At 61.8% G+C, this 24,711-nt stretch carries 24 protein-coding genes and 1 other RNA gene; 18 read left to right on the forward strand and 7 right to left on the reverse strand.

The window, feature by feature from the left end:
• Positions 1–73: 73 nt before the first annotated feature.
• The 3 genes from dapB to CFA77_RS13950 all read left to right on the forward strand — a co-directional run bounded on the left by dapB (position 74) and on the right by CFA77_RS13950 (position 1,710).
• Positions 74–889 (forward strand): 4-hydroxy-tetrahydrodipicolinate reductase, encoded by an 816-nt coding sequence (gene dapB, locus CFA77_RS13940; RefSeq protein WP_206991209.1) that lies wholly within the window; start codon positions 74–76, stop codon positions 887–889.
• Between the two features lie 108 nt (positions 890–997).
• Positions 998–1,402, forward strand: a complete 405-nt coding sequence (locus CFA77_RS13945) for a PTS sugar transporter subunit IIA (protein ID WP_034810778.1) — start codon at positions 998–1,000, stop codon at positions 1,400–1,402.
• Positions 1,402–1,710, forward strand: coding sequence for an HPr family phosphocarrier protein (locus CFA77_RS13950; RefSeq protein WP_034810777.1), 309 nt, complete (start codon positions 1,402–1,404; stop codon positions 1,708–1,710). The genes CFA77_RS13945 and CFA77_RS13950 overlap by 1 nt, the downstream gene beginning before the upstream one ends.
• Before the next feature lie 82 nt (positions 1,711–1,792).
• On the opposite strand, the gene CFA77_RS13955 is transcribed toward CFA77_RS13950, so the two are convergent.
• Positions 1,793–2,758, reverse strand: a complete 966-nt coding sequence (locus CFA77_RS13955; protein ID WP_206991210.1) for an amidohydrolase family protein — start codon at positions 2,756–2,758, stop codon at positions 1,793–1,795.
• 240 nt (positions 2,759–2,998) lie between these two features.
• On the opposite strand from CFA77_RS13955, the gene CFA77_RS13960 reads away from it, so the two are divergent.
• The 3 genes from CFA77_RS13960 to CFA77_RS13970 all read left to right on the forward strand — a co-directional run bounded on the left by CFA77_RS13960 (position 2,999) and on the right by CFA77_RS13970 (position 5,928).
• Positions 2,999–3,826, forward strand: a complete 828-nt coding sequence (locus CFA77_RS13960) for a hypothetical protein (RefSeq protein ID WP_206991211.1) — start codon at positions 2,999–3,001, stop codon at positions 3,824–3,826.
• 28 nt (positions 3,827–3,854) lie between these two features.
• Positions 3,855–4,213: a transfer-messenger RNA gene (gene ssrA, locus CFA77_RS13965) on the forward strand.
• 98 nt (positions 4,214–4,311) lie between these two features.
• Positions 4,312–5,928, forward strand: coding sequence for an amidase (locus tag CFA77_RS13970; RefSeq protein WP_242517378.1), 1,617 nt, complete (start codon positions 4,312–4,314; stop codon positions 5,926–5,928).
• A 3-nt stretch (positions 5,929–5,931) separates the two neighbouring features.
• On the opposite strand, the gene CFA77_RS13975 is transcribed toward CFA77_RS13970, so the two are convergent.
• The 4 genes from CFA77_RS13975 to CFA77_RS13990 form a co-directional block, all read right to left on the reverse strand.
• Positions 5,932–6,603 carry a glutathione S-transferase family protein gene (locus tag CFA77_RS13975; protein ID WP_206991212.1) on the reverse strand — a complete coding sequence of 224 codons (672 nt, stop codon included), beginning with the start codon at positions 6,601–6,603 and terminating at the stop codon, positions 5,932–5,934.
• A gap of 104 nt (positions 6,604–6,707) precedes the next feature.
• Positions 6,708–7,913: a Gfo/Idh/MocA family protein gene (locus CFA77_RS13980; protein ID WP_206991213.1), complete on the reverse strand. Its 1,206-nt coding sequence runs from the start codon at positions 7,911–7,913 to the stop codon at positions 6,708–6,710.
• 106 nt (positions 7,914–8,019) lie between these two features.
• On the reverse strand, positions 8,020–8,889 hold the full coding sequence (locus CFA77_RS13985; RefSeq protein ID WP_206991214.1) for an SDR family oxidoreductase: 870 nt from the start codon (positions 8,887–8,889) through the stop codon (positions 8,020–8,022).
• Between the two features lie 28 nt (positions 8,890–8,917).
• Positions 8,918–10,162 carry an aminotransferase class V-fold PLP-dependent enzyme gene (locus CFA77_RS13990; RefSeq protein WP_242517379.1) on the reverse strand — a complete coding sequence of 415 codons (1,245 nt, stop codon included), beginning with the start codon at positions 10,160–10,162 and terminating at the stop codon, positions 8,918–8,920.
• A gap of 117 nt (positions 10,163–10,279) precedes the next feature.
• Between CFA77_RS13990 and CFA77_RS13995 the strand changes: the two genes are divergently transcribed.
• The 5 genes from CFA77_RS13995 to CFA77_RS14015 all read left to right on the forward strand — a co-directional run bounded on the left by CFA77_RS13995 (position 10,280) and on the right by CFA77_RS14015 (position 12,905).
• Positions 10,280–10,471, forward strand: a complete 192-nt coding sequence (locus CFA77_RS13995; protein ID WP_206991215.1) for a hypothetical protein — start codon at positions 10,280–10,282, stop codon at positions 10,469–10,471.
• A 185-nt stretch (positions 10,472–10,656) separates the two neighbouring features.
• A complete protein-coding gene (locus CFA77_RS14000) occupies positions 10,657–11,130 on the forward strand; it encodes an SspB family protein (RefSeq protein ID WP_206991216.1) in 474 nt (157 codons plus the stop codon).
• Positions 11,131–11,145: 15 nt separating this feature from the next.
• Entirely contained in the window at positions 11,146–11,601 is a 456-nt protein-coding gene (locus tag CFA77_RS14005) for a PaaI family thioesterase (protein WP_206991217.1), read from the forward strand.
• Positions 11,601–12,041, forward strand: coding sequence for a PaaI family thioesterase (locus tag CFA77_RS14010; RefSeq protein WP_206991218.1), 441 nt, complete (start codon positions 11,601–11,603; stop codon positions 12,039–12,041). Before CFA77_RS14005 ends, CFA77_RS14010 begins: the two co-directional genes overlap by 1 nt.
• A gap of 96 nt (positions 12,042–12,137) precedes the next feature.
• Complete coding sequence (locus CFA77_RS14015; protein ID WP_206991219.1) at positions 12,138–12,905, forward strand: siderophore-interacting protein; 768 nt, start codon at positions 12,138–12,140, stop codon at positions 12,903–12,905.
• Between the two features lie 5 nt (positions 12,906–12,910).
• Here CFA77_RS14015 and CFA77_RS14020 read toward each other — a convergent pair whose 3' ends face one another.
• Complete coding sequence (locus CFA77_RS14020; protein WP_206991220.1) at positions 12,911–14,293, reverse strand: cytochrome P450; 1,383 nt, start codon at positions 14,291–14,293, stop codon at positions 12,911–12,913.
• A gap of 233 nt (positions 14,294–14,526) precedes the next feature.
• On the opposite strand from CFA77_RS14020, the gene CFA77_RS14025 reads away from it, so the two are divergent.
• The 7 genes from CFA77_RS14025 (at position 14,527) to CFA77_RS14055 (ending at position 23,724) form a co-directional block, all read left to right on the forward strand.
• Positions 14,527–15,756, forward strand: a complete 1,230-nt coding sequence (locus tag CFA77_RS14025) for a cytochrome P450 (RefSeq protein WP_206991221.1) — start codon at positions 14,527–14,529, stop codon at positions 15,754–15,756.
• Between the two features lie 217 nt (positions 15,757–15,973).
• On the forward strand, positions 15,974–17,929 hold the full coding sequence (locus CFA77_RS14030) for a DEAD/DEAH box helicase (protein WP_206991222.1): 1,956 nt from the start codon (positions 15,974–15,976) through the stop codon (positions 17,927–17,929).
• 78 nt (positions 17,930–18,007) lie between these two features.
• Positions 18,008–18,772, forward strand: coding sequence for an enoyl-CoA hydratase (locus CFA77_RS14035; protein WP_206991223.1), 765 nt, complete (start codon positions 18,008–18,010; stop codon positions 18,770–18,772).
• Between the two features lie 244 nt (positions 18,773–19,016).
• Complete coding sequence (gyrB, locus tag CFA77_RS14040) at positions 19,017–21,443, forward strand: DNA topoisomerase (ATP-hydrolyzing) subunit B (RefSeq protein WP_206991224.1); 2,427 nt, start codon at positions 19,017–19,019, stop codon at positions 21,441–21,443.
• A gap of 239 nt (positions 21,444–21,682) precedes the next feature.
• Positions 21,683–22,423, forward strand: a complete 741-nt coding sequence (locus tag CFA77_RS14045) for a class I SAM-dependent methyltransferase (protein ID WP_206991225.1) — start codon at positions 21,683–21,685, stop codon at positions 22,421–22,423.
• A gap of 288 nt (positions 22,424–22,711) precedes the next feature.
• Positions 22,712–22,897: a DUF3008 family protein gene (locus CFA77_RS14050; protein WP_206991226.1), complete on the forward strand. Its 186-nt coding sequence runs from the start codon at positions 22,712–22,714 to the stop codon at positions 22,895–22,897.
• A 155-nt stretch (positions 22,898–23,052) separates the two neighbouring features.
• Positions 23,053–23,724 (forward strand): hypothetical protein, encoded by a 672-nt coding sequence (locus CFA77_RS14055; protein WP_206991227.1) that lies wholly within the window; start codon positions 23,053–23,055, stop codon positions 23,722–23,724.
• Between the two features lie 129 nt (positions 23,725–23,853).
• Here the strand turns inward: CFA77_RS14055 and CFA77_RS14060 are convergent, their stop codons facing one another.
• Entirely contained in the window at positions 23,854–24,573 is a 720-nt protein-coding gene (locus CFA77_RS14060; RefSeq protein WP_206991228.1) for a VOC family protein, read from the reverse strand.
• Positions 24,574–24,711: the final 138 nt, after the last annotated feature.

Genomic DNA, 24,711 nt, shown 5'->3' on the forward strand with positions numbered 1-24,711 from the left:
CAAATTTGTTCCCGGCGTTCAGCAAGCTCTCGCCCTGCGGGAAAACCTCGCTATAACGGCGCACATGACAGAAATGACACCTTCCGATTCGCTCCGCGTCGCCATTGCCGGCGTCGCGGGTCGCATGGGCCGCCAGCTGGTCGGCGCCGCGCTTGATGCTGGCCTTACCGTGGTGGGCGGCAGCGAGGCTCCCTCTTCCGAACATCTCGGCGAGGATATTGGCGAACTGGCAGGCCGTCGCCTGTTGGACCTGAAACCGGCGACCGATCCCGTCGCAGCTGCGGCAAAGGCTGATGTCTGGATCGACTTCACCCGCCCTGCCGCGACCCTGGCTGCGCTAGACTCCCTGAAACACACAAGCGTGCGCGCCGCCATCATCGGCACGACCGGCTTCACTGATGAAGAAGAGGCCGAGATTGCGCAGGCCGCGCAGTCCCTTGCCATCGTCAAGGCGGGCAATTTCTCGGTGGGCATCAATCTGCTGCAGGCCCTCACCCGCATGGCGGCCGAACGGCTCGGTCCGGATTGGGATATCGAAATCCTCGAAACGCATCATCGCCGCAAGGTCGATGCCCCCTCGGGCACCGCGCTCATGGTGGGCGAGGCCGCCGCTGCAGGCCGCGGAAAGCCGCTGTCAGACCTGCGGGCTGGCCCTTACGATGGCCCAGACGCCAAGCGGCGCGCTGGCAGCATCGGCTTTGCCGTACGCCGGTCTGGCGGGGTGATCGGCGAGCATGAAGTCAGCTTCGGCTCGGACATGGAAATCCTCTCGCTCAGCCATACCGCCATTGACCGCGCCGTCTTCGCGCATGGCGCCCTGGGCGCGGCCGCATGGGCGATGCGCCAGGATCCAGGCCTCTACGACATGAATGACGTGCTGGGGCTTTGAAGCAACGCCCACAGGTCACCATTCTCGCAACAGCTGAATCAGGGTTGACGCTCGTGTTCGCAGTGGCAGCATGACAAGTTCGTAAAGTTTGAGCACTGGGACCGGCATATGATCGGAATTGTGGTTGTCAGCCACGGAAAGCTTGCCCGCGAACTCGTCGCCGCCACGGAACACGTGGTCGGCGAGCAGGATCGATTCCGCTCGATCTCGATCGAAGTGGAAGACGACATCGAGGCGCGCCGCGATCAGATCCGCGAAACGGCCAAGTCCTGCGATGCCGGCAAGGGCGTCATCATCCTGACAGACATGTTTGGCGGCACGCCCTCAAACCTCGCCATGTCGGTAATGAATGCCGGCAATGTCGAAGTCCTGTCCGGCGTCAACCTGCCCATGCTGATCAAGCTGGCCGAAGTGCGCGGCGAGATGACCCTCAAGGACGCCGCCAAAGTCGCCGCAGAGGCGGGCCGCAAGTATATCAACATCGCCTCCGAACTCCTCGCGAAGTCGAACTGATGCCTGACACGGAAACCCTCACCGCCAGCCAGCGCGCCATGATCGTCAACCGCAAGGGCTTGCACGCGCGCGCCTCTGCCCGCCTGTCCCGCCTTGCCGGTGAGTTTCAATCCCGCATCATCGTCTCGCACGAGGGCGAAACCGCCGATGCGCGCTCCATCATGGACCTCATGATGCTGGTCGCTCACAAGGGCTGCGAAGTCGACATCAACGCCGAAGGCCCCGACGCGGCCGAGGCGGTCACCGCCATCGCCAGCCTCATCGCCGACGGCTTCGGCGAACAGGGCGAAGCCGACACGATCTGCTGAAAATCAGGGCTCAATCGGAAACCACAAGCCGATCATGAGCCTCGACAAGGAAGGAAGGCGGACCCGGTCCCGTCTTGTGCGTCTATTTCAATTGAAAGAAGCGCTCAGCGTTGTTGTAGAGGATCGCTTCGCGTTGATCGTCGCTCAGCCATTCGATGGATTCCAGGCGGCCCAGGACCAATGCGGTTGGAATATTGTCCGTCCCCATCATGATCCGATCTTCGAAACCGGCTTCAATCAGAATTCGCAAGCTTTCATCGTACAGTTCAATAGGCAGCGGACCATTTGTGATCGAAAGATCGACATTGACCTGCGGATAATCGCGTAACAGCGCCAAGGTCTCGTCCCAGTGCGGCTCATAGCTCCCTGCGCGTCCGGCTCCGACATGCTGTATCCAGACTCTCAGATTGGGATGACGCTCCAGCACCCGGCGCAACAATGCCGGATTACCCATTTCAGGATCATAGTCCGGGCAACAATCGGGATCACTGCGCATGGAATTTATTGCTTTTGGTGGCGGGCCGCGCTGAGTGTGGACGCCGACGGGTAGATCGTATTCCTCCGCCAATGCGAAATATGGATCATATCTCGGATTACCGACCGAAACACCGTAATAATTCGGAATGACCTCGTGGATGGCCTCGATTTTTCCGTGCTCGACCATTGTCCGCAGCCATTCGATATCGACCCAACCCTCATCCGCCGGGAAGCAGTTGTACCGGGGCTCCGCAAGATTTCGAGGACACCCCAGCATGACGCCAACCAGAAATGCATCCGGTGCCACATTCTTCCAGTTTTCCACATCGTCGTAGTCCGTGATGGAAATTACGGCCAACCGCACACCATTCTGCGACATCTCGCTCAACATTTGCGAGCGGTAAGCATCATCATCCCCTGTCGGCCAGGTGCCATGGCGATGCACGTCAATGATCTTCGCGACAGGTTCCGGCCGCTCTTCCGTGCCGTCACCATACGCTGGCGACAAGAGGGTACAGCTCGTGAGCGTTGCCAGTGCTGCGGCCAGTATCAGAATGTTGTGTGAGCGCATTCACTGTCCCCGTGAAGTCTGGAGTTCACTTGTCGAGGATATCCAAGGCCTTGTCAAAACGACCGCGGGTCGATGCCGGGCTCAGCGCTGATGCTATCATAGGGCGGACGATCTAAATTCGCCTTTGCCAGACTCATCGCCGACGGCTTCGGCGAACAGGGCGAAGCCGACACGATCTGCTGAAAATCAGGGTCAGAATTTGAGCTGGACACTGCAACCCCCGATTTATAGTGGTTGGGCATGACCCGTCTGTTTGCTCTTCTGTTTCTGTACGCTCTGATCGCGGTTTTACCGGCAAATGCGCAAGCATATTCCCTGAAATCGGGAGAAACTCTTGCGGATTCGGAGTATCAAACCACATTCACGCTCGGTGGAGGCAAGCGCCTCGTTCTGGAGGTCAAGTTCGACAGCGAGGCAGACTCATCACACCAGCGGACAGCGTCACTCGTGGAAATACTTCAGGATCACCTTATTCCCATGGCTGTAAAAAAGGGATTCTCCCGAATTGCGATCTGGGAGAACTTGTCAGAGGTGACCACGAGGAAGAACCGACCGCCCTCCCTGCTGTCTTTGAATTTCATCGGTAGCACCTTCGAAAACTATGATTTTGATCTTCAGGACCAGTGGGTTTGGAGTCAGGTCGCAGGTCCGGAACTGGATCTATCGAAATTTTCCATGATGACGTTCGAATACGACGAGACGGCCGACGTTTACCGTACAGAACTGCGTCGCAGAGACCTGAATGATGGCAATCTCATTTTTGAAGTCTGGGTGAGCGCCCCAGACACCTCGCCGAAACAACTCGCCGCCAAGGCCAACACGGTTTTCCAGGAACTGTCTGGTTGCACAAAGGATGGGGTGCCGATCGAGGAGGACAGCTATATGGCAAAGCATAATGCCAAGGCGCTGCTCGTGTACGCGGTACCCGTCCGGTACACCTCCCCCCTTCAGTCTGCCCCCCGCGTCAGACTTCTGTACGGCCATGAAGATGGCGTTCCATATTGCCGTACACAATCTGGGGAATCGCTTGGAACTTGGGACGACATCTACGCATCGTTGAGTGAATAGGCCTGGGACAGCCTGCCTGGGCACCTCCCCCCTTCCAAAACCCCCAAATCATCCCTATATTGGTTATGTCTTCGGACTATGGCGATAAACGCGCGTGCAATAAGCGGTTCGGACCCGGGGGCGGTACCCGGCGGCTCCACCAAAAGCAGGTTCAGGCATTCACCGGCCTGTTTCTGACGGGGCCGAAATAGGATCGACGGACGTGTAAAGACGATGCCTTTGCCGGATTGGGCCCCCTCAGAAGCCCATATCACATAGTTGCAAATGACAACTTTGCTGAAGGTGAACTGCTCGCAGCGTAAGCTGTGCTCGGTTAACCGATCTAACTCCTAGGGTTTCAGACCCCTAGGCGGGGCCCGGAGGCGCCTGGCAACAGAAGCCTCCACCTTATCCTTTTCCTCGCAAATTCGTGGCCGCCGCGCGCTGGCCAGTCTAGAACTTTGTCGCTAGCGTTCGGATCGAACACGCTGAGGGAGCTGGCCACCATGAAACATTACCTCGTCGCCGCCATATCGGCGCTCGCCCTGACCGCCTGTTCCCCGCAGACTGGAGACACGTCGATGCCGGATACCAAAGCGCCGATCAGCTATGCCGCCGAAGGCTGGACCGTAAAATCCCTGCCTGAACTGGCGGAAGCCCTGCAAACCGGTGAGGTCTCCGCCGAAGCGCTGACCCAGGCCTATCTGGACCGGATCGAGTTGGTCGACCGCTCCGGCCCCACGCTGCAAGCGGTCCTCACCCTGAACCCGGATGCGCTGGAGGCCGCCCGCGCGCTGGACGCAAAGCGGGACGCCGGCGAGCCGCTCGGCGCGCTCCACGGCCTGCCGATCCTGCTCAAGGACAATATCGAAACAGCAGACAACATGCCCACCACGGCCGGCGCCCTCGCCCTGAAGGACAATGTCACGGGCCGCGACTCCCCACTCGTCGCAGGGCTGCGCGCTGAGGGCGCCATCATCCTCGGCAAGACCAATCTCAGCCAATGGGCAAACTTCCGCTCCAACAGTTCGATGAGCGGCTGGTCCGCGCTTGGTGGACAAGTCCGCAATCCGCACATGCTGGACCGCAACCCCTGTGGCTCAAGTTCCGGATCGGGCGCTGCCGCCGCCGCCTCCCTCGCCGCGGGTACGGTCGGCACCGAAACCAATGGCTCGATCATTTGCCCATCCAACGTGAATGGCGTCGTCGGCTTCAAGCCCACGGTCGGCCTCGTCTCGCAGGACTTCATCATTCCGATCTCCTCCTCACAGGATACAGCCGGCCCGATGACGAAGACGGTCATGGGCGCCGCGATGATGCTCAACGCCATGGCGACCGGCGCAGCGAAGACAGACTATGCCGCCACCCTTGATGCCGCCGCATTGCAAGGCAAGCGCATCGGCGTCCTGCGCGGCGCCCAAGGCAGCAGCCCGCTCATCAAAGACAGTTTCGAACAGGCCCTTTCGGACATGGAATCGGCAGGCGCAATCCTGGTTGATATCGACGACATCGACATGCCCGACGGCTTTTGGGGAAAGTCATTCGATGTGTTGAAGTATGAGTTCAAGGCGACACTGAATGCCTATCTCGCGAGCACGCCGGACACGGTCACAACGCCCACGCTGGCCGACCTGATCGCTTTCAATGCCGAACATGCAGACATCGAACTCGCCTTGTTCAATCAGGATATTTTTGAGCAGTCAGAAGGCATGGAAGATCTTGAATCCGATGGCTACAAAGAGGCTGTTGCCTTCGTCCAGTCCGCCACCCGCGAAAACGGCATAGACCGTCTGTTGGCAGAGCATGACGTGATCGCCCTTGTCGCCCCTTCAGGGCCACTTGCCCCGCGCGCTGATCCGGTCAATGGCGATGTCTGGCCGGACTGGGCAGGCGCGGGTTATGCGGCGGCCATTGCCGGCTATCCGCACCTGACGGTGCCAATGGGCACTGTTCGGGGCATCCCCATTGGCCTGTCCTTCATGGGCGGCAAGGACCAGGACGCGGCGATCCTCTCGCTCGGCTATGCTTATGAGCAGCGGACGCAAGCCCGCGCCGAGCCGCAATACTACCAGACCGCCGAAGACCTGCCCGAAATCGCCGAGGCCATGCGCCGCCGGGACTGATCGCTAGAGCAGGATCGTGCCCTTGCCATCCTTTTCCAGCGCGCGCTGATAGGAGGGATAGGCGCGCATCTGTTGCAGGAATCTGTGCGCATTCGGATAGTTCCCGGCATCCATGCCGGCCCGGTGCGCCGCCAACTCCATCGAGTATCCCATCACGATATCTGCCGCGGTCAGATTATCTCCGGCAAACCATGTACTCTTGCCAAGTGCTTTTTCGATTTCGGTCATCAATGCCTTCAGGCGCGGACCGAAGAACGCCTTGTCCAGTCCGCCGACCAGCATCTTCGCCGCAGGCTTCAGGAAAAATGGCGCACGCGCTGTCATCGCCATCATGACGAATTTGTTGGTCAGCAAAGGCTGCAGGCTTCCCTGCGAGACATGAAACCAGAACAGGTAATCGGCCCGGTTCGGTGTGCCCGGCGCGGGGCGCAGGCGGCCATCATCATGCGTATCCAGGATATGATCCATGATCGCATTCGTCTCCGAGAGCGTAATGTCGCCATCGGTGATGCAGGGCGCCGTTCCCAGCGGTGAGACCGCCTTGTACTCAGCCGGGGCCAGCCGCGTGTTCGGGTCGCGGTCATAGAGCTTGACCTCGTACGGCACGCCCAACTCCTCCAACAGCCAGAGGATGCGGATGGATTGCGACTTTTCGAGATGGTGCAGCGTGATCATGGTTTGGCCCCTCAGCCCAATATTGGCGACAGAAGGACTGTAGGGCGCGACGGCCCCACGTCCAGCCACGATCCTGCGAGGGAAACACGAATTTCCTGTAACAATCAGAGCGTGATTTCACGCCCTTCAGCCGCAGAGCGATAGATCGCCTCAATCAGGGCCATGTCGCGAAGGCCCATTTCGCCCGGCGTGAGGATCGCTCCATCCTCCCGGATCGCATCCGCCATATGGTCACACATGCGGGCAAACTGCACATCGGGATCGCCGGGCACGAGGTCTTCGCGGACACCGTCGCGCACCAGCGACATCTTATGCCCGCCATAGCCGGTTGCAGGTTCCATCATCAGCACACCGCCCTCCCCTTCGACCCGCGCAAGATTGCGGCCGGGTGTCGTGTCATAGGACGTGACCATATTGGCCACGGCTCCGGACGGGAAACGCATCTCTGTCGTCACTGTAGAGAAGATTTCTGCAAAACGCGGATCATTCGCCGGTTGCTCTGTTACGGCCTTTACAGAGACCGGCATTTCGCCGGAGAGGTACAGCGCCGACTGCAATCCGTAGATACCATAATCTTCCAGAGGACCACCCCCTGCAAGCGCCCGGACAACCCGCCAGTTTTCCGCCACGCTGGTCGGGCCCATGCGATAGGTCTGGGCCGTCTCGATCGTCTTGATCTTGCCAACCGCACCCTCACGCATCAACTCCATGGCGCGCAGGTTAAACGGCTCGAAATGGCAGCGATACGCAATCATCAGCTTCTTGCCTGACGCTTCCGAGGCCGCGATCATCTGCTCGCACTCGGCCACGGACAGGGCCATCGGCTTTTCGCACAGCACATGCTTGCCTGCCGCAAAGCTCTTTTCGGTCCACTCCAGATGCAGCCCCGTCGGCAGCACATTGTAAACCGCATCTACCCGGTCATCGTCTGCGATCCGGTCAAAGTCTTCATACGAATAAATAGCATCATCCGGTAAGCCATAGGCGGCGGCCACGGTCTTCGCCTTCTCCGGATTACCGGACACAACCGCCGCAACATGGCAGCGTTCACCATTCGCCAGCGCAGGCAGGACCTTGCCAATGCCATAGCCGCCGAGCCCCATCACCGCGAAGCCGACGCTGCCAGCATTGGGCGCGGATGGCGGTGTGTCAGGCAGTTCGCCCCAATTGGGCCAGGGCATGCCAATCGCCTTGGCCGGGATCGCCGCGCTGCCTTCTGCGCTCGCGCAACTTGCCAGCCATGGCGCTGCTGCCAGCGTGGCGCTGCTCAGCACCATGAAACGCCTGCGTGAATGCGTGAATTCGGTCATGACAATCTCCCTGAAGGCCACAGTCTTCTGTTAGCGCTATCTCAAGAAAACCGCAGGCCGCCAAACCGGTCAAGGAAAAAGCCGAGCGGTCCGGATCACAATTGGATCACATCAAACCGGGACCTGTCTTCTTCATCAGCCGCTCGACCACCGCGCCGACATGATACTTCATTGCGTCCGGCCCCATCGGTGCCTGCCGGGCGAATTCGTCTTGTACTTCATCTGCGCGTTTTTCCGCCGCCAGCCAGGCCGATGGCTCCGGCACGATCAGGAATGTGCCGCGCGCAATCTCGTCCAACGTATGTCGCGCAACCTCGAGAGGCGGCTTGCCTTCGGCCATCACGGCGCGTGCCATGTCGCTGCGGCGCTCATCTGCCGACATGCCCGTCGCAGCGGGGCTTGTATCCGGCATGTGCGTTGCCGTCAGGCCGGGGCACAGCACGCTGACACCAATCGACTCTGGCAATTCGGCGCGGAACACATCGCCCAGTGCCAGCACGCCATGCTTTGACGCCGTGTAAAACCCATTGCCCGGATGCTGCAGGCCCAGCGCGTGTTCCGACGCGGTCAGGCAGAGATGCCCGGCATGGTCCGCATCGATCATGCGTGCGGCAAACGCCCTGGCTGTCGCCCAGACGCCTTTGAGGTTGACGCCCATCGTTACGTCAAACTCCGCCTCGCTGGCCTTCAATAGCGGCCGCGCCACACTGACCCCGGCATTGGCGAACACCAGATCCACTCCGCCCAGCCAGTTCCAGGCCTCGCCGGCCATGGCCTCGACCCCCGCCACATCGGCAACATTGCAGGCGATGGCCAGCGCGGCATCGCCGAGCCTGGCCGCATGTGCCTCGGCCGCATCCTTGTTGATGTCCACAATCACGACGCGACCGCCATCGGCCACCATCGCTTCGGCCAACGCCGCGCCGATGCCGCTTGCACCGCCCGTGATGACCGCCGTTCTGCCCTTGGTTTCCATTATCCGCCCTCCCTGGCGTTCTGACCTGTCAGCTATAGCGCGCTTCAACCTTTTCACCGGCCTTGCCAGCCTGCACCGCTTTCACGCTGGCTTCGAGGTCTGCGAGATAGGCGTCGGCCACATCGGCATGTTTGGGGCTCAGCATCAGGTGCAGGCTCGGCGGCTCTTTCGTGACCGATGTGAACCAGCCACGCCTGAAAATCTCGCCATAAATCGCGAAGGCATGGGCATCGGGATGGTGAAAGGCCATCAGGCCCAGAATCGGATTTCCGACAATCTCGAAACCGAGCCGCTTCACGCCGTCTTCCATTCGCTCCCGCGTCGCACAGACCTGCCCCTGCAACCGCTTGTACCCTTCGACACCCAGCGTGTTCATCACGCCCCAGGCCGCGGAGATCGCCCCGCCCGGCCGCGTGCCCGCCAGCGTCGGCGTCTTCATCGGCGCGCCGCTCCAGCCCGCCATGTCGAACGGCATGTGGGCGTAAAGCTCCACACTCCGGAACAGCACCGTAGAGGCGCCTTTTGCGCAATAGCCATATTTGTGAAGGTCGGCGCTCATCGACTGAACCGCTGGCACTTCGAAATCAAAGGCTGGCACCGGCACGCCATTCATCCGCGCGAACGGCGCGAAATATCCGCCCACACAAGCATCGACATGCAGCCAGACACCGTGCTTCGCGGCCACCTCGCCCAGTGCCGCAATCGGGTCGATAATGCCGTGCGGGAAGTTTGGCGCCGAACCGACCATCATGATGGTGGCTGCATCCACCGCGTCACCCATGGCAACCGGATCGGCCTCATAAGACCCATCCGTCTTCAGCGGCACGCGGCGGATTTCGATGTCCATCAAATGCGCCGCCTTGTCGAACGCCAGATGTGCCGATTGCGGCAGCACGACATTCTGGCCTTCGCGCGGCTTGCCCAGCGACCGGGCATAGTCGCGGGCTGTCTTCATCGCCATCGTGATCGAGTCGGTCCCGCCGGATGTCATCGCCCCGGTGGATCCGTCCGGCCCATGGAGCAAGCCCAACCCCATGCCGATGACTTCCTTTTCCATCTGCGCGAGGCTTGGAAAGGCCAGCGGCCCCAGACCGTTCTCCGCCATGTAGAGCCCATAGGCGTCATGCTGGACGGCTGAAATTTCCGGCCCGGCATTGAAGACATAAACCGCTGTGCGTCCGTCGCGCCATTGCGCATCGCCCCCGCCGCGCGCAACCATTTCTGCGCGCACATCGTTCCAGTCGCGTCCCGTCTCCGGCATCTGCATGATCATTCAGCCTGTCCTCCCCTGTTGCCAGTCTTCTGGTCTGTCGCCAGCAGCCTAGAGAGATTGCCTCCCAACGCAACCGAACGCCGCCAAATGCGTTGATCCGGCACGAAGGAGATTCACATGACCGAGCAAACTGACCCCAAAACCCGCAAGCCCGATCCAGAGACAGACAATCAGGATGAACCGACCCATCACAAGACGGTCCGTCCGGCGGGTGCAGAAAACATGGAACACCCGCCCGAAGAGTGGGACGAAGTGGACGAGGAACTCGACGAGTCGTTCCCGGCCAGCGACCCGCCTGCAAATTACTAACAGGAAATATCGAGGCGCCATGGCGGAAAAGATCGCCATGACCACAAGGGGTTAGTCACAGCGGCTAACAAGCGAGCAGCAATTTTTTGCTCGCCCCTTGTGCGAAGGCCGTTGCGGGCCTCTTTTCCCGACCTTACTGTATGAATCACAGGTTCAACCATACCAAACCGGGAACTCGCGCGCCTATGACGGACTATATCGGCTACGAAGCGCTCACCCAGGCTGCCATGCGCGGTGTTGTCCGCGAAGCCCTGCGCAAGGGCTACAACTCAAATGGCCTGCCGGGTGATCATCACTTCTATCTCACCTTTCGCACCAAGGCGCCGGGCGTGAAGATTGCTGATTACCTTGTAGAACGGTTCCCAGAAGAAATGACCATCGTTATCCAGCACCAGTATTGGGACCTGGAAGTCGAAGACAGCCATTTCGAGATCATCCTGAAATTCTCGGGCGTGCCACAGCACCTGCACATTCCCTATGCCGCGATCACGCGTTTCGTTGACCCGTCTGTGAACTTCGGACTGACCTTCGAATCGCCGGACAAGGACGCGTCGGTCATTTCGCCAGCAGGGGAAGCCACTGCCGCGGATGTGCCGCCGGTCGAGGCCGAGGAAGAGCCCGGTACGGTCGTAAATCTCGACGCTTTCCGCCGGAAATAGGCCGCGCCCGACCTGATGGCAGATACCGAAAAACCCCGCGCCTCGGACGCCGACATGCTCGCGCGTTTCCAGAATTCCAAGAAGCGCCCACCCTGCTCCGATACGCTCGGTATGCGCTTGGCTGAAGTCGAGCAGGACGCTCAGCGCATCCGAATGGATTTCGACGTCTCCCCCAGCTTTGCCAACCCGACCGGTGCGGTTCAGGGCGGCTTCATCTCCGCCATGATGGACGAGGCGATGAGCACCTGCGTCATCATCGCTTCCAACATCACGATGACCGCGCCAACGCTCGAAATGAAGACCAGCTATCTACGCCGCCTGATGCCAGGCAAGGCCAGCGTGGAGGCCCGTATCCTGAAACTCGGAAAATCGGCCGCCTTCATGGAAGCGGAATGCTTTGACGCGGACGGACAGCTCGTCGCCAAGGCCACTGCCACCGCCATTCCGATGCTGTTCAAGCGGCTCGGCTGATGTCGTTTGACAAGCGCGCTTTCTGGCAGGATCTCCTGACCAACAAGACGCCGCCCAAGGCAACCGCCTTTCTGGGCTTTGAACTCATCGCTTTCGATCCCGACGCCGGCTGGGTTGAGGCCGCTTTCACTCTGCCCGAACACGCCACCAATCCCGGCGGCGACGCGCAGGGCGGCTTCGTCTCGGCCATGCTGGATGAAGTGATGAGCCTTGCCGGCTCAATCGCGCAGGATGGCCCGGCCATGTCCCCGACCCTGCAGATGACGACCAGCTATCTCCGCCCGGTGCCGATTGGCGAGCGCCTCCTCGGGCGCGGCGAATGTGTCCGCCGGGGCCGCGCAGCCCTCTTCACGCGCGGCGAGCTGACCCGCGAAGACGGCACCCTGCTTGCGCAAGCTACCGCCAGCTGCATCCCCCGCGCCCTGCCTTCCGGCACATAAGTGTTATGCCAGGCCAATTGCCGACCTGACGGTTGATCCCGTCAGCAGAATTGTTATCTGATAATGAGAATAATTCTCAATACAGGTATGCCGCTCATGTCCACACCGAATTTCGCCGAAGCCATTGTCCTGCGCACCCAGCAGCTATCCCCGCACATGGTCCGCCTGACCTTCCAATCCGAATTTGCGGCAGATTTCGTGACCGGCGCGCCAGGCGCATATTTGAAAGTCATTGCTCCCGCACCGGGAGAGGCCGGACCGCCCGCTTTCGATCCGGCCTCCTTCAAGACACGGATGCGCACCTACACACTGCGCCATGTCCGGCCGGCCGAGCATGAGTTCGACATTGATTTCGTTGTGCATGGCGATAACGGCATTGCCGGACCGTGGGCCAGACAGGCCGCCCCCGGCAACCGCATCCTGATCTCCCGTCCCGGCACGCTCAAATTCGGCACCGAGGGAGCAGACTGGCACCTCTTTGTCGCAGACCTGTCCTCCATCCCCGCCGCTGCCGTTGAACTCGAAGCGCTCCCCTCTGATGCCATTGGTGACGCATTCTTCGAAATCCCCAGCGACGAGGACCGGCAACCTATCCGCACACCAACGGGTATCCGTGTGCATTGGATCATCAAATCAGACCCGCACGCCCCCAGCGAAGCGCTGATACAGGCGGTGCAGACCCTCGACTGGCGCAGCGGCGAGCCAAGCGTGTTCGTCGCCGGCGAATTCGCCCTCGCAGGCGCGCTACGCACCTATTTCCGTAAACAGAAGCCGACCCGGAAAGACCTGACCTATGTCAGCTCCTACTGGAAACTCGGCCTGATCGAGCCCGAGCACAAAGCCTTCAAGGCGCAGGCCGCCTAGGCCGTCTAGGCCGTCTCCATCGCCTTGACCTGCACCTTGGTCGGTCGCGAATTGCCCTTGCCGTAAAGATTCACTTTCAACTTCGAGATCGCATGGACGAGCGCGTTCGGCCCGTATTTGATGTCGCCGGTGAACTCGATGTTCGGGAAACGCTGGAAGATCTGCTCATAGGCAACACGCAGCTGCATCTGTGCCACGCGCGAGCCGAGGCATTTATGGATGCCGTGGCCAAAGGCGATATGCTTGTCGACATTGTCACGCATCATGTCGAACCTGTCCGGGTCCGGAAAGACTTCCGGGTCGCGATTGCCTGCACCATACCACATGACGACTTTCTCATCCTTGGCGATGAGCTGGCCGTTGAGTTCTGTCTCCTCCAGCGCGGTGCGGCGCATATGCTTCACCGGTGAAACCATGCGCAAGGCTTCTTCCGACATGCGCGGAATGAGAGACGGATCGTCCAGCACCATTGCGCGCTGGTCCGGCCATTCGGTCATCAGCTTGATCGTACCCGACAGCGAGTTCCGCGTCGTGTCATTGCCGGCGAAGATGATCAACAACCAGGAGCCATCCAGGTATTCCTGCGGCAATTGTTCATCATCCAGCTTTGAATGCGCGATCATGGTCAACAGGTCATGGCGCGGATTGGCCCGGCGGTCGGCCATGACACGTGCGCCATAGGCAAACATCTCTTCGACCACTTTCTTGAACCGTAGCGGAAACAGCGGCTCGCTGAGAAAGGTCCGGAACGGGTTCGTCATGAACTGGCTCGCCATTTCCAGATAGTGCATCCAGTAGACGATTTTCTGGCGGTCTTCCTCGTCCACGCCCAGCATTTCGCACAGCGTATAGAGCGGCAACTGGTTGGAGAAGAATTTGACGAAATCCAGCTCAGGCCCGTTCGCCTCCAGATCATCGAGCAGCGACTCGACTTTCACGCTGACCTTCTCACGCAGCTCTTTGACATAGGCTGGAATGAAGAAGTCTTTCTGCTGGATCCGCATCTGCATGTGGCGCGGCTCGTCCATCGAAATCAGATTGTCCATCGCCGCGCGGATCAGGACTTCGGGCCGCCAATGCTCACGCGGTGGCACGGCCATATTGATACCGCCCCGCTCGGACGAAAAGATTGCCGGGTTCAACTCGACTGTCTTGATGTCTTCATATCTCGTAACCGACCAGAAACCGCTGCCGCCCCGGCCCATTTTCGACCACATGACCGGCGCCTCGCTGCGCATTCGCGCATACAGGTCATGAGGGTGGCCCCGCGTCCAGGAATTGGGATTCCAAAGCTCGAAGTCGGTTTCCAGCATGGGATATGCGCTGGCGTGTACCGGCATGTCCGCGCCGGTATCTTCCAGGATGTGATCGCTGACGAGTTGAGTCATTACAAGCTCCGTAAGGCCGTCACTGAAGTTGACGCAGTTGCGCGTCAAGGCAAGCGACAAGGGGTTACAGAATCATTTAGCCTGCGCTCTCCCTACGACATTCAAGGGGAAAATAGACATCCGAGCCTCCTGGCCCTCAACGCCTTCCCGCAGGGTCACCCACGATTTCAGCGCAAATCCATGATAGGCTTCGTTCATATGATCCGGCGCAAAGACCGGACAGGGAGGAAAACATGGCCGATGATCCGGGCACACCGCGCGTGCCACAATCCGTGCTGGAAGTGACGGCTTTCTCGCCCGACGCCCGCAACGATCCCCACCCCCCACTGGAGGCCCTGCGCCACAATTGCCCTGTCCTGCGCGACGATATGGCCAAGACCTGGTTCCTGACGCGCTATGCCGACATTCGCGAAACGGTGAATGATCGCAGCTTTGTCCGCCATCCGCTGAACGCCGAGGAAGGCTCGATCTCTCGCCAGCTGATCGAGGATGATGACCAGCCCCGACGCACCTCCATCCTCTTTCTTGATGATCCGGACCATGCCCGCGTGCGGCCTCCACTGGCCAAGGCATTCTACACACGCATCCAGAAGATGAAGCCCCAGATCGAGGCCATCATCGACGACACGATCAACGCCGCGCCCGCGTCCGGCACCTTCGATCTGATGTCAGAGATTGCCGTGCCGATTCCGGTCCTTGTCATCGCACGCATCCTCGGCGTGGATGAAGACCGCCTGCCGGATTTCCGGCAATGGTCAGAGGACGTGATCCTCAGCCTGAACCCCGTGCGGACACCTGAAGAAACCGCCCGGATGGAACAAGGCAGCCACGCGCTGGACGCCTATTTCACCGAATTGATGGAAGCCCGCCGTAAAGTGCCGGGCGATGATCTCATCACCGATATGGTCCAGCTGCAGGCCAGCGGTGACGCTCCGCTGTCGGATGATGAAATTCGCATCAATCTCGGCGCGCTGCTGGTCGGCGGCAACCTCACCACGACCGACCTGATCGGAAATGGCGTCTGGTTGTTCCTGAACCATCCTGAGCAACTCGCCGCACTGAAATCCAATCCCGCCCTTGCCGGACAGGCGGTGGAGGAAGTCCTGCGCTTCGAGGCCCCCGTCTCGGCCACATCCCGGATCGTTGAGGCCGACAGGACGGTTGCCGGCTGTCCGATGAAAGCGCGTCAGGTCGTCTTCTGCTCGCTGGCCTCGGCCAATCGCGACGAGACCATGTTCGAGAGCTCGGAACGCTTCGACATCACGCAAAAGCGCGCCAGCCATGTTGCCTTTGGGGGCGGCCCCCACATCTGCATCGGCGCGCCGCTTGCCCGCATGGAGGCCCGGCGTGTCTTCGAAAAACTCTTCGCGCGCTATCCAGACCTGTCCCTGCCCCCGCAAGACCTCGTCTGGCGCGCGCTGCCCTTCTTCCGCGGCCTCGAACGGCTCGACGTGAAAGGTTAACTTCACCCCGTGTCTCCGGCGCATGCCGGAGCCTCCCGCGGCTGGCTTCCAGCAGGAACCGCATGAGACCCCGGCATGCGCCGGGGATACGGATATTTGAGGTTTGCCCTCACATGCGCACCCTTTATGGCGCCGACTGCAAAAACGTGCCATACGGGGCAAAATCTTCCCGCGGCGCGCATGAAAGCTGCGCCAGCGCCCCAGAAAGCCCTACCAAATGACCGATACCCCTTCTATCCCATCGGCGCTCGCCGAGGCCCTCGCACAGCGTGGCTACGAGACGCTCACCCCCGTCCAGTCCTCTGTCATTGAAGCAGAACTCGACGGCAAGGACCTCCTCGTCTCCGCCCAGACCGGCTCAGGCAAAACCGTTGCTTTCGGCCTCGCCATGGCTGGCGACCTGCTCGCCGGGGCAGACCGCTTCGAGAAATCCGATACGCCGCTGGCCGTCATCGTCGCGCCAACCCGCGAACTTGCCCAACAGGTCGCCCGCGAACTGGAATGGCTCTACGCCAAGTCCGGCGCCCGCATGGCCACCTGCGTCGGCGGCATGGACATGCGCGAGGAGCGCCGCACGCTTGCCCGCGGTGCGCACATCGTCGTCGGCACACCCGGCCGCCTGTCAGACCATATCCGTCGCGGCTCGCTGGATGCCTCGAACGTCCGCGTTGTCGTGCTGGACGAGGCCGACGAAATGCTCGACATGGGCTTCCGCGAGGAACTCGAACACATTCTCGAAGGCACGCCGGAAACCCGCCGCACGCTGATGTTCTCGGCCACCGTGCCAAAAGGCATCGCCGCCCTTGCTGCGCGCTACCAGAAGGATGCGATGCGCATCACCACGGCTGCCGAACAGCAACAGCATGTCGATATTGAATACCGCGCCCTGCTCGTCGCCCCCGGCGACGAAGAGAACGCCATCGTCAACATTGTCCGCCATTCCGACAGCGAGACCGCCATTGTGTTCTGCACGACGCGCGCCGCCGTCAACAAGCTGATCAGCCGCATGGGCAATCGCGGCTTCCCGGTGGTCGCCCTGTCGGGTGAGCTGAGCCAGAAGGAACGCGGCAACGCGCTCCAGGCCCTGCGCGATGGCCGTGCCCGCGTCTGTATCGCCACTGACGTCGCCGCCCGCGGCCTTGACCTCCAGAACCTCGGCCTCGTCATCCATGCAGACCTGCCGCGCGATCCGGCCACCCTGCTCCACCGTTCTGGCCGCACCGGCCGGGCTGGTCGCAAAGGCGTCAGCGCCCTGCTGGTCGCCCCGCGTGCCCGCCGCCGCGTCGAGCGCCTGTTGCGCGATGCCAAGATCGAAGCGAGCTGGGGCAAACCGCCGTCTGCGGACGAAATCAATGCGCTCGATGATGCGCGCCTGATGGCCGACCCGATCTTCACCGAAGACTCCAGCGCCAATGAGGCCGAACTCGCCCGCACCCTGATCGACACATATGGCGCCGAACAGGTTGCCGCCGCATTCGTGCGCCGCCACCGCGCCGGGCGCACCGCGCCAGAAGACCTGCGCGATGTCGATGACCGCGCCCCGTCCCGTGACCGCCACGAACGCGGAGACCGGCGTGACCGCGACGACCGTCCGCCCCGCGAAAAGCGCGAGCGTCAGGACCGCAAGGGCTTTGACGACGCGACATGGATCGGCATCAATGTCGGTCGCAAGAAAAACGCCGAGCCGCGCTGGCTGTTGCCCATGCTGTGCAAGGCCGGGGGCCTTGGCCGTGACGATATCGGCGCGATCCGCATCAACCCGGCCGACACGCATGTCGAGCTGAAGCCCGACGCCGCCAAACGCCTGTTCGAGGTGATCGGCAATGATGGCATGCTGGAAAAAGGCCTGCGCGCCTTTGCGCTGGACGGCCCGCCGCCTGCCCAGCCGCCGCGCCAGGATTACGCTCCGTCGCGTGAGCGCACGCCCGGCAAGCCGCCACGCAAGCCGCACCTGAACAAGAAGCCAAAGCCCGCCGCCGCGGCGCCGGAAAAGGCCTTCGACCCGCTGACCGACTACATCCAGGACGACCGCCCCGCCGGCAAGCCCCGCAAGGACAAGCCGCACGCCCATGGCAAGGGCAAGCCCGGCGGCGGCGACAAGACTTATAAGCGTCCCAAGCCGCAGGGTGGCAAGAAACCCTTCAAGAAGGGCCCGAAAAAGCCCCGGGACTGACACTCCCGCACGGTCAGAGATTGACGCTCCGCCCCGGACCCCGCACACCCCTGCAGGAAACCCGAAGCGGAGCGCCCCATGACTGACCACATCACCCAGAGCCTCGAAAATCGCGTCCTGACGCTCACCATCAACCGGCCCGAGCGCAAGAATGCGCTCACCCAGGCCATGTATGGCGCGCTGGCCGATGCCATCAACGCTGCCAATGATGACAAGGCCATCCGCGCCATCATCATCACCGGCGAAGGCGACATGTTCACCGCGGGCAACGACCTGACCGACTTTGCCTCCGATTCCGAGCGCTCCTCTGGCGAACCGCCGGTTACACGCTTCCTGAATGGTATCCGCGACGCCGAGACGCCGCTGATCGCTGCCGTCAACGGCCCCGCCGTGGGCGTTGGCCTGACCATGCTGCTGCATTGCGACATCGCCTATGCGGCCGAGAGCGCCAATTTCCGCGCGCCCTTTACCGCGCTTGGCCTCGTGCCGGAGGCAGGCTCCTCGCTGCTGCTGCCGCTGTCTGTGGGCAATTCCATGGCCAATGACATCCTGCTCGCCGGCCGCATCCTGTCGGCCCAGGAGGCGCTCGATTGCGGCCTCGTCTCGCGCGTCGAGCCGGACACGGGCCTGATGTCGGCCGCGCTTGCCACGGCTGAGCGCATCGCCATTGCCGCCCCGACCGCCATTCGCCGCTCCAAGGCGCTGATCCGCATGAATCGCGACGCCGTTAAGGACCGTATGGAAGCCGAAGGCAAAGCCTTTGCCGAACAGCTCAAATCCCCGGACTTCGCCGAAGCCGCCGCCGCCTTCATGCAGAAGCGCAAGCCGGTGTTTCAGGACTGATCCAGATAAGTTTCATCCTCTGAAATGTCTGCCAAAAGGCCCGGAATCGCCCCTGATTCCGGGCCTTTTTGACGGTTTTCTGACCCGGTCTTCCGCAGGCGGAAGCCCTGCCCATCGAACGCCCCTGCAACACCCTGTATTTACAGGCTTTTTGCGGCTGCAAAATCCCCTCCCCATCTGTGGCCTTTACCCCCCAAACCCCCTATAAACAAAGGTGAATTTACGAATCGATGAGGACGCCTAAATGGCCGAAAGCACGCAAGCTGAAAATCCGGAATATGGCGCTGGCTCGATCAAGGTCCTGAAGGGCCTCGAAGCGGTCCGCAAACGCCCCGGCATGTATATCGGTGACACCGATGACGGTTCGGGCCTGCACCACATGATCTACGAGGTCGTGGACAACGCCATCGATGAAGCGCTTGCCGGCCATGCAGACCGCGTCACGGTCACCCTCTTCCCCGACGGCTCGGCTGAAATCACCGATAATGGCCGCGGCATCCCCGTTGGCATGCACCCCACAGAGGGCGCCTCAGCCGCCGAGGTCATCATGACCCAGCTGCATGCGGGCGGGAAATTCGACCAGAATTCCTACAAGGTTTCCGGCGGCCTGCACGGCGTGGGCGTGTCGGTTGTGAACGCGCTGTCGGACTGGCTGGAACTGACCATCCACCGCGAAGGCAATGAACACTGGGTGCGCTTTGTTGAAGGTGGCCGCGTCGAGGCCCCGCTGGTCACGCGTGGCCCCTCCCCGATGACCGACAAGGGCAAGCCCTATACCGGCACGGCGGTGCGCTTCCTGGCCTCTGCCAGCACGTTCACGATGACCGATTACGACCGCAAGACGCTGGAGCACCGCCTGCGCGAGCTGGCCTTCCTGAACAGCGGCGTCCACATCATCTTCCGCGACGAGCGCGACGCAGAGCCTTACGAAATCGACCTGATGTATGAGGGCGGCGTGAAGGCCTTCGTCGAGCATCTCGACAAGACCAAGTCCAAGCTGATCCCCGAACCCGTCTACGCCATTGGCGAGAAGGACGGCATCACGGTCGAGGTCGCGATGGAATGGAATGACAGCTACCACGAGAACGTGCTCTGCTTCACCAACAACATCCCCCAGCGCGATGGCGGCACCCACCTTGCCGGCTTCCGCGGCGCGCTGACCCGCCTGATCAACAAATACGCCAACGAAACCGGCATCGCCAAGAAGTCCAAGGTCGAGATTTCCGGCGATGATGCGCGCGAGGGCCTGACCTGCGTGCTCAGCGTGAAAGTGCCGGACCCGAAATTCAGCTCGCAGACGAAAGACAAGCTGGTCTCCTCCGAGGTCCGCCCGGTCGTCGAGAGCCTGATGGGCGAGAAACTGGCAGAATGGTTCGAGGAGCATCCGAAGGAAGCTCAGGAAATCATGATGAAGATCGTCGAGGCAGCCGCTGCGCGCGAGGCCGCCCGCAAGGCGCGCGAGCTGACCCGCCGCAAGTCTGCGCTCGACATCACCTCCCTGCCCGGCAAGCTGGCCGACTGTCAGGAAAAAGATCCGGCGAAATCCGAACTCTTCATCGTCGAGGGTGATTCTGCTGGTGGCTCTGCCAAGCAGGGCCGCAGCCGTGACAACCAGGCCATCCTGCCCCTGCGCGGCAAGATCCTGAACGTGGAACGCGCCCGCTTTGACAAGATGCTGTCATCTGATCAGGTCGGTACGCTGATCATGGCGCTCGGCGCGGGCATTGGCCGGGATGAGTTCAACATCGAGAAACTGCGCTATCACAAGATCATCATCATGACCGATGCTGATGTCGACGGCGCGCACATCCGCACCCTGCTGCTGACCTTCTTCTATCGTCAGATGCCGGAGCTGATCGAGAAGGGCTATCTCTACATCGCCCAACCGCCGCTCTACAAGGTGACGCGCGGCCGCTCGGAACGCTATCTCAAGGATGATGCCGAGCTGGATTCCTACCTGATCGACGAAGGCACGAGCGGCGAAGCCCTGATCCTGCCGGACGGCACCCAGATTGCGGGCGAAGACCTGCGCGATCGCGTGCGCGCGGCTTCGAACTTCAAGGCAAACCTTGCCCGGCTCGCCCTGCGCGCCCCGGCTGACCTGCTGGAACAGGCTGCCATGGCGGGCGCAATGGCCGCGGGTGCCGGCGACGCCGAAGCCGAGAAGACCGCCGAACGCCTCAACCGCTTTGCGGAAGAAGGCGAAGACAATTGGGCTGGCCGGTTTGCCGAAGGCGCGCTGGTCCTGCAGCGCACCGTGCGCGGCGTTGAAGAGAATGCCATCCTGCCTGCGCCCCTGCTGGCCAGCCAGGACGCGATCCGCCTGGCCGAGCGCGCGGCGACGCTGAAAGACCTGTACGAAGAGCCGCTCGTCCTGCGCCGCGAAAAAGGCGGAGACATTACCGTCCACGGACCATGCGCCCTGTTCCAGGCCGTGCTCGACTCCGGCCGCGACGGCATCAAGATCCAGCGCTATAAGGGCCTGGGCGAAATGAACGCTGACCAGCTCTGGGAAACCACGCTCGACTCCAACGCCCGCACCCTCCTCCAGGTCAAGGTCGACCATATGGAAGAAGCCGACGAAATGTTCACCAAACTGATGGGCGACGTCGTGGAACCAAGGCGCGAGTTCATCGAGGAATTCGCCCTGGAAGCCGAGGTGGATGTCTGATCCGTAGGGCGGGTCATGACCCGCCATGCCGTCGAACTTGTTGGCGGGTTACGCTCGCGCTAACCCGCCCTACACTTTCGCCATGCCGCCTCCCCGGGCTCATCCCGAAGACACTGGCTATGCTGGCTTGTCACCCCGGAAAATCCACGAGGATTTATCCGGGACCCATTTGACGTTCTGACACATCGTCTGAAACGCAAAACTTGCTACTCTGACGGGAATTCTGGAGACTCCCCTGCATGACTGATCCCCATGGCCCGGCGCCCGACATATACGATCCCGCCTATGTGAAGGACGTGTTCGACCGGTGCTCCGGTCGGTACATCGCGTTCAGCTATGCCTGTTCGTTCGGATTCACCGAGCGTTGGAGACGCCAATGCGTCGCTGCCTTGCCCGTGCCCAGGAGCGGGCTGAACCTGGGGTACGATCTGATGGCGGGCACCGGTGAAGCGTGGCCCCACCTCCTCAAACGCTTCCCCAACCTGGGCGCTATCACCGCCATCGATATCTCGACCGGCATGCACGAACACGCCATGGCGCGACTGCATCAACATAGAGCGCACAAGATTGCCTTCATTGAAGACAATATATTCGACAGCCAACTGCCGGAGCAGAGCGCAGATTTCCTGGTCTCGACCTTTGGACTCAAAACATTCAACACTTCCCAGCAGACCGACCTCGCCAGACTGGTCGCCCGCGTCCTGAAACCAGGCGGGACCTTTTCCTTCATTGAAGCGTCCGATCCGTCAGGCTGGGCGTTTCGACCGTTGTACCGATTTCACATGACTGGCGTGCTTCCGATGGTCGAGAGACTGTTCCTTCAGGGCGCGCAGGATTTTACAATGATTGGGCAGTACACGGCAAACTTTGGAAATGCACGGAACTTCGCTGCGGAGCTCGAAGCCGCCGGACTTCAAACGGACTATCACGAATACTTTTTCGGTTGCGCCTCGGGTGTATCGGGGCGCAAACTCGTCTGACACGACCTGGCCGTGCAGCGCTCCCCTATCATGCCGGAAAATCCGCGAGGATTTCTCCGGGATCTGTGTCTCAGCCCGCACCCGTGCTTCGACTTCGCTCAGCATGAGCGCTCATGAAGTGCAGCACAGAACCGGCTCATCCTGAGCGAAGTCGAAGGATGAAGCGATCAAGGGACATGAGTCCCGGATATTTGCTCCTGCAGATTCCGGGATGACAAGATCAGCACAGGGAACCCATCCCCCGCTCCCCCGTTCCTTCCGCAAACCCCAAGCGAGAAGGAGCCCCAAATGCCTGCCCAGTCCGAAGCACAGCAAAAGGCCGCCGGCGCGGCCCTGTCCGCCAAGCGCGGCGACACCAAGGTCAGCGACCTGCAAGGCGCGTCGAAAGAGATGTACGATTCGATGAGCGAGTCCGAACTCGAAGACCTCGCCTCGACAAGCCACGACAACCTCCCTGAAAAGAAGGGCGACTGACTCGCCCCACTCCGTGTCCCCGGGCTTGACCCGGGGCCTCGTGCGGCGGCTCCGCGCCTTCATCCGCGAGAGACTCCGGCCTGCGCCGGAGATACGGAGAGGGAATAGAGTCTCCCCCAATCCGTCTGACAGCCCACACCCTCATTCTGTCCTGTATGACCACGCCTGCAGACCTTCTGTTTCATGCGGCCCGGTTCAGCCTTGAGCGGCTGGACTGGCTGGCCGGGGACATGCGCCGCGCGCTGGGGCTGGGCCGACTGCCCTGCCTGCCCTTCCTGGCGCGCTGGCAACTCCGCCAGCTGACGCGGTTCCTGGCCCAGGCCGAGCCGCTGCTGCGCCGCCTGATCCTGTTGATGGCCGCAGATCTTGGCGCGCTGGCCACCCGTCCGCGCGGCGAGCCGGCCGCCCGCGTCGCTCCCAGCCAGAAACCACCCAACCGCCCCCTCTTCCCGCAGCCGCATTTCCGCCTCTGCGAAGCCGCGCCCGGCCAGACGCCCCGCACGCCGCCGCCGAAGCGCTTCCGCACCGGGCCGCGCATCCGCCGCCTCGATGTCGAGACGCCGGTCGACCTTTCCGACTATCCGGCCGCCCCGCACGATATCCTGCCCGCCACGCGGCAGGTTCGCCGCCTGCTGGCGCTGGAGGATGCGCTGGAAAACCTGCCCCGCTATGTCGAGGCGATGCGCCGCCTTCTGGCCGGTCCCCGCCCGGTGATCGCCCGCGCCCTGCCGCCCGCCTTTTGCCGCTTGCCGGTGACGCAGGCCGAACAGGCGACGCTGACGGAGTTGCATGAAGCCGCCGTGCGGGAAAATCCCGATACATCCTGAGACGGATCAATGCACCCGCCGCCATCGCCGGACCTGATCCGGCGTCTCTCTCCCTCGCTCGCCGCCAGGGACTCCGGCATGCGCCGGAGATACGGGTGCTGGGAGTTTCGCTCAGCGCCCCAAAAAGGCTCAAACCACAAGGCTGAGCCCCACCCCCGCAAACTTCACTTCGCGCCAGTCAACGTCCAGCCCCATCTTGCCGGCGCGTTCCAGAACGGCGGCATGATCGGGCGTCTGGATGCCAAAGGCGGCCACCCGTTCCGTCTCGCCCTTGCGGAACTGAATGACGCCATCGGCAAGGAAGATGCTGTCACGATCCACCGTCTGGCCCAGCGCCAGGGCCCACCGCGTGGCCAGCGCTTCGGGCTCAGGGGACTCCACGGCCAGCGCGGTCAACCGTCCGGCCACGGCGCGCTCGCGCCAGTCCGGCCCGCCCCAGCGCCAGCTGCCTGCCGGGCGCGCCTCGTCGACCGACACAATCGCCCCGCCAATATCGGCCGGGTGCAGATGGCTGGCTGAAATATCCGGCAGGTCAATATTCCAGACCCGGCGAATGCCCATACCGTCCACGCGAGTGCGCAGACCCTCAAGGTCATCCGTCTGGAAGATCGCCATATAGCCGCCTTCCCCGCCCCGGTCGATGAAGCGGCGCGCGGGCGCGCTGTCCGTCATCGGCACGACCACTTCGAGGAACTGGTCGCCAATCGCATAGACGCGGTTTTCAAGACCGAACTCCTTCACGCCCGGATCAATAAAGGGCGCTCCCAGACCCAGCAATTCGCCCAGCCGGTCGGCCGTCTCCAGCGTCTCGGCCGCAATCACCAATTGGCGCAAGCGTGGTGCAGTCATCTCATCGTCTCCCCTTCGCGGGCGGCTCACTGTGTCACGGCCACCTCTTTCGCGCTCCATACCATACCTGCCCCAAGGGCCACACAGACCGTCTCGAAATTATGGTGGCGAATTAATCCGTTTCCGGTCGCGCACCGC

The organism is Hyphomonas sp. KY3, assembly GCF_017309975.1.
GTDB lineage: Bacteria > Pseudomonadota > Alphaproteobacteria > Caulobacterales > Hyphomonadaceae > Hyphomonas.